Raw genomic sequence first — 8,909 nt, 5'->3', positions numbered from 1 at the left:
AGTAAGTTTTTCGTGTATTCATAATCAAAATCCCCCATATTGTTTTCTTAAATTATACCCTATTTTTTTGCTTAAGGTTAAACACTCTTTGTATGAATTTATACGACCATTATAGAGTATTTTATAAAAAACCCATTTACTGATGGAAAAACAACTTTAACAAGTACAGGAAATATTAGTGATAATTTCACCTTATATATTTCTAATTCAAAAGAAATTAAACACGCAATAAATTTTGAGAAAGAAGGTTCCCATGTTAAATATCTACATATAAGGGAATATTCACCGGTTAATTCAGTTCCTATAAGTGAGATGACTGTAACTCCAAGTGCAATTTTAAAATTGATTAGAGAATAAAATAGCACTAGTGATAATATAGCAATGGCTCTTTGAGATCATAAAAATTTAGATTTTGGGATTTTAAATGGAGATTTTCTCCATTTTTTTTGATTAAAGGAAAAGAACAATAAAATGGTAAATATAAAGTAGTAATTTGACCAGAAAGTGAGGGGTGAAAATATGAAAAAAAAGGATTTACACTAATAGAATTGTTGGTAGTGGTGGCACTCATTGGTATCTTAGTAGGGATTGGAGGCGTTTCCATAAAAAAACAAGCTGAATCTAGAGCTATGATAAGGGTACAGAATGAAATCGGAGATTTTTTTAGGGTAGCAGCCAAAAGATCTCTTGAAACAGGAAAGAGATATGGTGTTCATTTTGATTTAGTTGGGAAAAAAATAGAAATTTATAGAGATGAAGGTACAAGTGGAGAGTGGGAAGATGTTGTGTGGAAAGATAATGACTGGAAAACTGAAGAACGGATAAATGGAGGGGCAAGACGTACTTTAGAAATATTCGAACTACCCAATGTATTTGAATATGAAAAGATAGCCGGTGCATTAGGTGAACAAGATATTGATAGGAATATTACACCTAATGGAAATATGAGCAAAACTTTAACATTATATGTTTTTAAGACTAATTCTCAATCGGGAATTCAAGATGAACAGATAGCAAAATATGCAATAAGACTTTTAACAACCGATAAACATGTAAAATTTTTACATGTTAAGGAATATGCACCTAAAAATGAAGAAATAAAAAATGGAGAAATAAAAGATGGTACAATGAGTGCAAGCAAGACTAAATATTGGAAAATCATTAAAAGTCAATAAAGGTTAAAATAACACCATGGATGAAGAAAAGTGGCAGTGCATATAAAAAAACACACCTCTACCCCTTGATATATAAAGGAGATTTATATTTTCAAATGTATTTTTAGAAAACGTTGCAATATATAATGACAAGTGTTATTATATGGTAAGCAATTTTTAGGAGGATTTATTATGAAAATAGGAAATTTAGAAATAGAAGTACCAATTATACAAGGTGGAATGGCAATTAGAGCATCAATGTCAAGATTAGCAGGAGCTGTGGCAAGAGAGGGTGGAATAGGCCTGGTTGCTGGTTCGGCTATTGGAATTGAAGAATTAAAGAGTGAAATTATAAAGGCAAAAGAATATATGGGAGAAAGAGCAGGAGCTATTGGAGTAAATGTAATGGTTGCTGTAAGTAATTTTGAAGAAGCAGTAAATGCATCTATCGATGCAGGAGCAGAATTAATTGTCTGTGGTGCTGGATTTTCTAAAGGTGTATTTAAAATTGGAAAAGAGAGAAATATACCAATATTTCCAATTGTATCATCTGTAAAGGGAGCTAAACTATCTGAAAGATTGGGAGCTACTGCCATTGTTGTAGAAGGTGGAAATGCCGGCGGACATCTAGGAACTGATTTAGATTCTTGGGATATAGTAAAAGATATAGTAGAAGCAGTAAATATACCTGTCTTTGGTGCCGGTGGAGTAATAGAGCCTGAAGATGCTAAAAGAATGTTGGACCTAGGGGCTGTAGGAGTACAGATGGGTACAAGATTTATAGCTACCACAGAGTGTGAAGTTGGGGACGAATTTAAAGAGATGTATGTAAATACAAAAAAAGGTGAAGTAGTAGAGATTGCTTCGTGTGCCGGATTACCTGCCAATGCTATAGTGAGTCCATTCGTAGATAGATTAAGGGCTGGGACACAGGAAAGACCTACAAAATGTGTTCAATGTTTAAAAAAATGTGATCATACATTCTGTGTAAGTGAAAAATTAGTGGAAGGTCATGAGGGCGATTTAGAAAACGGAATTTTCTTTGCCGGTAAAGATGTATGGAAGATAAAAGATATAATCTCTGTTAAAGAGGTATTTGAAAGATTTAGACCAGTGTTTGAAGGTAGATAAGGTAATTATTTAAAAATTAAAAGACAGATCCGATGAACTAGATGTTCATCGGATCTGTCTTTTGTTTGTCTATTATTATTTTTTTATTGGTAAAAAAACTCCAATTTTTAGTTGTTCGAATAAACCAACCTACCATAAAAGTTCCTTTAAATAAAGTAGTGATAGTGATAGCCCACCAAACACCATTTAACCCTAATAAACCATCTTGGGAAAGAAATAAGGCTAAGGGTATTCTCACAATATTAAAAAAAGTTGTGATATAAAATGGCGGTTTAGTTTTTCCTAAACCATTAAAAGCCCCAGCAGTCAAGATCTCAATACACATAAATAGCTGGGAATAGGACAGGATTTTTAAATATTCAACTCCATTTTTAACACTCTCCTCCTCCTGAATAAAGATCCTAAATATCCTTTCAGCACCTAGATAAAAAAGCAAACTTGTTAAAATTCCTACTCCACTCATAATAATCATGGAGACTTTATATCCCTTTAATATTCTCCTTGGTTGATCTGCACCATAGTTTTGTCCAATAAAAGCAGAGAGCGCTACCTGAAAACCTATGGCAGTCATCCAAGACAGGGATTCTACTTGAGATCCCACTTTTTGAACTGCTATTGCCATGGGGCCCCAAAAGGAAATGATTCTAGCTATGACCATTGTAAGTCCGGTAAATAAACCACTCTGTAATCCTACAGGAATTCCCAAGACAGCAATATCTTGGATAATTTTTATTTTGGGGAACTCAAGTATCCCTTTTAATGAAACCCGGGGTTTGAATTTTTTAATATAGATAAGAAATGACAATGTTACTGATCCTTGAGCTATAACAGTAGCAATAGCAGCTCCAGTTACTCCCATAGCAGGGAAGCCCATCATTCCAAATATAAGGATGGGATCTAAGATCATATTGATTACCAAACCTATGGCATTCATATAAAAAGGTGTTTTAGTATCTCCGCAGCCTGTAAAAATTGCTGTAAAAACAGGATTGGTAAAGTTAAATGCCATACCAAGACCTATAATAACTAGGTACTTTTTAGCCATATCGATAATGGCTAGATCACCTAGTCTAAAAAATCCAATGAGGGAATCCTTGAATAAGATCATAACAAGACCGTAAAGAATGGCTAAAATTAAATTTAATTGGATGGCATTTACGGTATAATTCTGGGCTAATTTTAGTTTTTTTCCACCAATAAATTGGGCTATCTTAACTTGAGCTCCTACCTGGGAGATACTGATAAATGCAAAACTAAGCCAGAGATAGAATCCTGCACTTCCTACAGCAGCTACAGCACCACTTCCCATTTTTCCTATCCAAATCATATCTATTAAGTTATAGGCCATCTGTAAAAAAGACGTTCCCATAACTGGGAGAGCCATCTTTAAGAGAGAACCCGTGATACTCCCCTCTGTCATATTTACTTTCATATTTATCTCCTTCTATATTTTTTCTTTATTTTGATTCTATATTGTACAGTATTTGAACTAAATTTACTATTTTTTTTGTTTTTAGTTAGAAACGACTTAAATTCTAAGAGAAAACAAAGAAAGTAATTGACTTTATAATGAACATATTTTATACTTAATGTAAGGTTATTTAACGTTTATGAATGAAAAAACAATATTTAGGAGGAAGAAGGAATGGAAAAAAAGAAATTTCAAATGCCAACAGCCTATACTATATTATTTAGTATAATAGCTGTAGTGGCGGTATTTACATGGATAGTTCCAGCAGGACAATACGATTTTATAGAGGGGACAAAACAACCAATTTCTGGAACATATAAGGTGGTGGAATCAAATCCTCAAGCACTATGGGAAGTAATAAATGCTCCTATCAATGGTTTTTATGAAGCTAAGGATATTGCACTGTTTGTATTAGTAATCGGTGGATTTTTAGGTATAGTAATGAAAACAGGTGCTATCGATGCAGGGATTGGACAGGTTATTAAAAAATTAAAGGGCAGAGAAAAGATAATGATTCCTATCCTTATGACAATATTTGCAGCAGGTGGAACATCATTTGGGATGGCAGAGGAAACAATAGCTTTTTATCCCCTGTTGATCCCTGTGTTTATTGGGGCTGGATATGATGCAATGACAGCAGTAGCAGTAATCATGTTAGGTGCCGGTACAGGTGTACTATGTTCTACAGTAAATCCATTCGCTACGGGAATCGCCTCTGGATTCGCGGAGATATCTATTGGAGACGGATTAGGATTAAGACTTCTAATGATGATAGTTTTACTTGGATTTGCTATATTTTATGTTATGAGATATGCTGCAAAAGTAAAGAATGATCCAACAAAATCATTGATTTATGATTTAAAAGAAGAAAATGAACATCATTTTTTAGGAGGAGAAGAACAGGAAACACCAGAATTAACTCCTAAAAGAACATTGATTCTTTGGATGTTTGGTGGGACTTTTATCATCATGATTTTAGGAGTAATTCCATGGGCATATAAATTTAACATCACAATATTTGAAAGTATGAATGACTTTTTCAAAGGATTACCATTGGTAGGGGAATTATTAGGAGACACAGTTGCTCTTGGTGATTGGTGGTTTGGAGAGATGACTTTATTATTTATGATTTCAGCTATAATAATTGGAAAAGTATATGGAATGGAAGAAAAGGAGATCGTATCTGTATTCGTAAATGGTGCTAGAGATCTATTAGGAGTAGCACTTATTGTAGGAATTTCTAGAGGAATAACTATAGTAATGAATGCTGGTGGAATGACTAATACTGTATTATTTTGGGGTGAGCAGGCATTAACTGGGGTAGGATCTACAGCATTTGCTATCATCTCATATTTATTCTACCTGCCTATGTCATTTTTAATCCCTTCAACTTCGGGGCTAGCGACACTATCTATGCCTATAATGGCTCCACTTGGAGAATTTTCGGGCTTAGCAAAAAATATAGTAGTTACTGGATATCAATCTGCATCAGGAGTATTAAACTTACTTACTCCTACATCTGCAGTAGTAATGGGTGGATTAGCAATAGGAAGAATATCTTATACTAAATGGCTAAAATTTGTAATGCCTCTATTTATTGCATTTATAGTGATGACTATGGCACTATTAGCTTTAGGTTCAGTAATGTAAATTTAAAAAAAGCGATTAAACCTTAGGGTTTTTTCGCTTTTTTAATAATCTATAGTGAAACTTACGGGCAATTTATGTATTGCCCGTAAGTTTCACTATAGATTATAAGGAGGGAAGATGATAAAATTATTAAAAAATGCAGAGGTGTATGCTCCGGAGTATATTGGGAAAAAGGATATCTTAATTGCTGACAGTAAGATAGCAAAGATAAGAGATTTTATAGATATAGATGAAAGTTTAGCGACTATCATAGATCTAAAAGGGAAAAAAATAGTGCCTGGATTTATTGATTCCCATGTTCATATTTGTGGAGGAGGAGGAGAGGGAAGTTTTAGATCTAGAACTCCTGAGATCCAATTAACAGACATGACAACTGCCGGGGTAACTACGGTAATAGGTGTGTTGGGAACAGATGGTACCACAAGAACTATGACAAATTTAATAGCTAAGGCAAAGGGACTAAAAGAAGAAGGAGTATCTGCATTTGTACTTACAGGATCCTATGAAATACCTGTGAGAACTCTTACAGGTAAGGTTACAGATGATATTATCCTAATAGAGGAAGTAATCGGCTGCGGAGAGTTAGCAGTAGCGGATCACAGGTCTTCTCATCCTACTGCAGATGAACTCCTCAGAGTAGCGTCTGATACAAGGTTAGGTGGTATTTTATCTGGAAAGGCTGGGATCATAGGAGTACATATGGGAGACAGTCATGAAGTTACAGATTTACTTTTAGAGGCTATCGATAAAGGTGCAGTACCTATTAAACAATTTGTACCTACCCATATGAATAGAAATCCCTATTTATTTGAGGCAGCATTGAAATATGGAAAAAGAGGTGGAAACTTAGATTTTACTACTTCTACAACTCCAGAATTTTTGGCCGATGGAGAGGTGAAATGTGGAAAAGCCACTAGATTATGCCTAGAAGCAGGGATCGATATCTCTCAAATCACCTATACATCTGATGGACAGGGAAGTCTGCCTGAATATGATTCAGAGGGGAATTTTAAGGGAGTTAAATTGGGGAAGTGTGAAACCCTGTATGAGGCTGTAAAGGAAGGAATGGAAGAGGAAAACGTAAGATTAGAAGACATAATAAAGGTTATTACTTCTAATCCTGCAACGATATTTAAATTGAAAGGGAAAGGATTTATAGAGGAAGGCTTTGATGCAGATCTAGTTATTTTAGATGGAAATTTAGATATAGATGGTGTACTGGCTTTAGGAAGAGTAATGGTAGAAAATAAAGTTGCTATAGTTAAGGGAACTTTTGAGAAATAGAAATTTTAAATAGAGTAGGTGAATGATTTGAAAAGTAAAGTAAAAATATATACCCATGCTTGTTCGTTAGATTGTTATGATCTATGTAAATTTAAAGTGATAAAAAAAGATGGAATCATAAAGGAAATTGTTGGAGATAAAGGCAATGGATTTACCAAGGGGATTATTTGCCAAAAAGGAAGAGCACACCTGACAAGGCTAAATGATAAAAAAAGATTACTAAAACCAAAGTTAAAAGTTAATGGTAACTGGGAAGAGATAGAATTTGAAGAGGCAATAGATCTTATTGCTAATAAATTAACAGATTATAAAAAAAGATTTAAATCAACTTCTATAGCTTATTATGAAGAATCTGGCGCTGGTGGGACATTGAAAGGAATCCCTGGGAAATTTTTTAATTTTTTTGGTGGTGTAACAACAAGTTTGGGAAGTAATTGTTGGGGAGCAGGAACAAAGGCTACTTTGTATGATTTTGGAGATGCCAGAACAAGTGATTTAGAGGAAACTCAAAATGCAAAAACTATTATACTTTGGGGAAGAAATCCATTTAATACCTCAATACATCTATATGAAAGGATGACTAGAGGTAAGAAGAAAGGTATTAAAATAGTAACTATTGATCCTCGAGTAAATGAAACAAGTAAGGTTAGTGTCATCCATATAATGGTGAAACCATCAACGGATGGAGCTTTAGCTATGGTTATAACTAAATTATTAATCCAAGAAAAAAAACTAGATAGAAAATTTATCGAGGAAAATATATATGGTTACAATGAATATAAAAGTTATTTAGATATGTTAGATTTAAACTATTTAATAGAGGAAACAGGACTAGATTTAGAAACTATAAATGGATTAAAAAATATATTATTAGAAGGTAAAGTAAGTTGTTTTATAGGTTATGGGATGCAAAGATACACTAATTCTGGAAATGCAGTACGTGCTATCAATGCTCTAATGTCTCTTACTAAAAATATAGGGGTAGAAGGATCAGGAGTATTTTATTCTAACAGAGTATATTCTAACCTACTCAATGACGATCCTTTTAAAAGTGAAAGTTTTAAAACTCAAAACAGAACTTTTTATGTATCTGAGTTTGCAGATTTTATTGAAGAAAATTATAATGCTAGTGAGAACCCCCTAAAAAGTGTATTTATAGCAAAATGTAATCCATTGAGTAGATATGCAAATTTAAATAAATTAGAAAAAGCATACGAAAAAGTGGAATTTAAAGTGTGTATAGATATGTTTATGACCGATACGGCAGAAGCTAGTGATCTTGTAATACCTTGTACAAATACTCTAGAAAGTGAAGATATAATAAGTTCTGGAATGCATAATCCATACCTATTATATAATGAAAAAGTAGTAGAACCAGAAAATAAATTAATGGATGAATATTATTTTTTCCAAAAATTAGCCGAAGTTATGGAAATGAAAGAATATCCACAGGTGGAAAAAGAAGAATATATCAATAAGATACTATCTTCAGTTTCATTAGATATTGAAAAGTTAAAAAAACAAGAAATAAATCTTTCAAAAGATAAAATTGCTTGGTCTGACTTCGATTTTCCTACGCCTAGTGGAAAAATAGAAATCTATAGTGAAGAAGCCAAAAAAGATGGATTAAGCCCATATCCAACCTATACGGAGTCTTTAAAAATTAGTGAAGATTATCCAATGAGGTTGATTAGCCCCCATCATAAAAGATCTTTATTTGGTCAACATACAAAGGATATGAATGATAGATCAAAATTATATGTCAGCCCAAATAGATTACAAGGGTATGAAGTGGGAGAAGTTGTTAAGATTTATTCTATCTATGGAGAGATAGAAACAGAAATCCATGTAGATGAAACATTAAGTGATGACTTAGTTTATATATATGCGATTTGGAGTAAAAAAAATGGGAACCCTAATTTTTTAACTTATAATGGTAAGTCTGATATGGGTGGGCAAGTAACGTTTTATGACACCTTTGTAAATATAAAAAAAATTAATTAAAGTAATATTTTAAGTCTACTTACTGAGTTGGGCGTATCCCAAATTTAGTGTAAATTAATTTTAACCTTCTTAGTTGATTATGGTGGTCGTGTTTGTCAAACAGTTTATGAAAAAACTTAAGCAATTTTTTGAGTACCAAAATATACCTTAGCAGGTGTTTCATAATCTAAAGAACTATGTCCTCTATCGTTATTATAAAAATTAATATACCTTTT

5 protein-coding genes and 1 pseudogene are annotated in these 8,909 nt (G+C 33.1%); 5 read left to right on the top strand and 1 reads right to left on the bottom strand.

What is annotated here, in order from left to right:
• Positions 1 to 530: 530 nt before the first annotated feature.
• Both V5784_RS00440 and V5784_RS00435 read left to right on the top strand, forming a co-directional pair.
• Positions 531 to 1,175: pseudogene (locus V5784_RS00440) on the top strand (prepilin-type N-terminal cleavage/methylation domain-containing protein); the annotation flags it as partial.
• Between the two features lie 171 nt (positions 1,176 to 1,346).
• Entirely contained in the window at positions 1,347 to 2,285 is a 939-nt protein-coding gene (locus V5784_RS00435; protein ID WP_336887079.1) for a nitronate monooxygenase, read from the top strand.
• Positions 2,286 to 2,322: 37 nt separating this feature from the next.
• Here the strand turns inward: V5784_RS00435 and V5784_RS00430 are convergent, their stop codons facing one another.
• Positions 2,323 to 3,717: an MATE family efflux transporter gene (locus V5784_RS00430; protein WP_336887078.1), complete on the bottom strand. Its 1,395-nt coding sequence runs from the start codon at positions 3,715 to 3,717 to the stop codon at positions 2,323 to 2,325.
• Positions 3,718 to 3,930: 213 nt separating this feature from the next.
• Here V5784_RS00430 and V5784_RS00425 point away from each other — a divergent pair, with 213 nt between their 5' ends.
• The 3 genes from V5784_RS00425 to V5784_RS00415 all read left to right on the top strand — a co-directional run bounded on the left by V5784_RS00425 (position 3,931) and on the right by V5784_RS00415 (position 8,694).
• Positions 3,931 to 5,406 carry a YfcC family protein gene (locus tag V5784_RS00425; RefSeq protein WP_336887077.1) on the top strand — a complete coding sequence of 492 codons (1,476 nt, stop codon included), beginning with the start codon at positions 3,931 to 3,933 and terminating at the stop codon, positions 5,404 to 5,406.
• Positions 5,407 to 5,523: 117 nt separating this feature from the next.
• Positions 5,524 to 6,690 carry a beta-aspartyl-peptidase gene (gene iadA / locus V5784_RS00420; RefSeq protein WP_336887076.1) on the top strand — a complete coding sequence of 389 codons (1,167 nt, stop codon included), beginning with the start codon at positions 5,524 to 5,526 and terminating at the stop codon, positions 6,688 to 6,690.
• 27 nt (positions 6,691 to 6,717) lie between these two features.
• A complete protein-coding gene (locus V5784_RS00415; protein WP_336887075.1) occupies positions 6,718 to 8,694 on the top strand; it encodes a molybdopterin-dependent oxidoreductase in 1,977 nt (658 codons plus the stop codon).
• The last annotated feature ends 215 nt before the right edge of the window (positions 8,695 to 8,909 follow it).

Origin of the sequence: Psychrilyobacter sp. (genome assembly GCF_037132775.1) — a bacterium.
In the GTDB taxonomy this organism is placed as follows: domain Bacteria; phylum Fusobacteriota; class Fusobacteriia; order Fusobacteriales; family Fusobacteriaceae; genus Psychrilyobacter.
The sequence above is the reverse complement of the archived record's forward strand: the minus strand, read 5'-3'. Positions and strand labels throughout refer to the sequence as shown.

Coding starts and splice junctions, on each gene's coding strand:
- V5784_RS00435 (WP_336887079.1), top strand. CDS start 1,347: ATGAAAATAGGAAATTTAGAAATAGAAGTACCAATTATACAAGGTGGA.
- V5784_RS00430 (WP_336887078.1), bottom strand. CDS start 3,717: ATGAAAGTAAATATGACAGAGGGGAGTATCACGGGTTCTCTCTTAAAG.
- V5784_RS00425 (WP_336887077.1), top strand. CDS start 3,931: ATGGAAAAAAAGAAATTTCAAATGCCAACAGCCTATACTATATTATTT.
- iadA (WP_336887076.1), top strand. CDS start 5,524: ATGATAAAATTATTAAAAAATGCAGAGGTGTATGCTCCGGAGTATATT.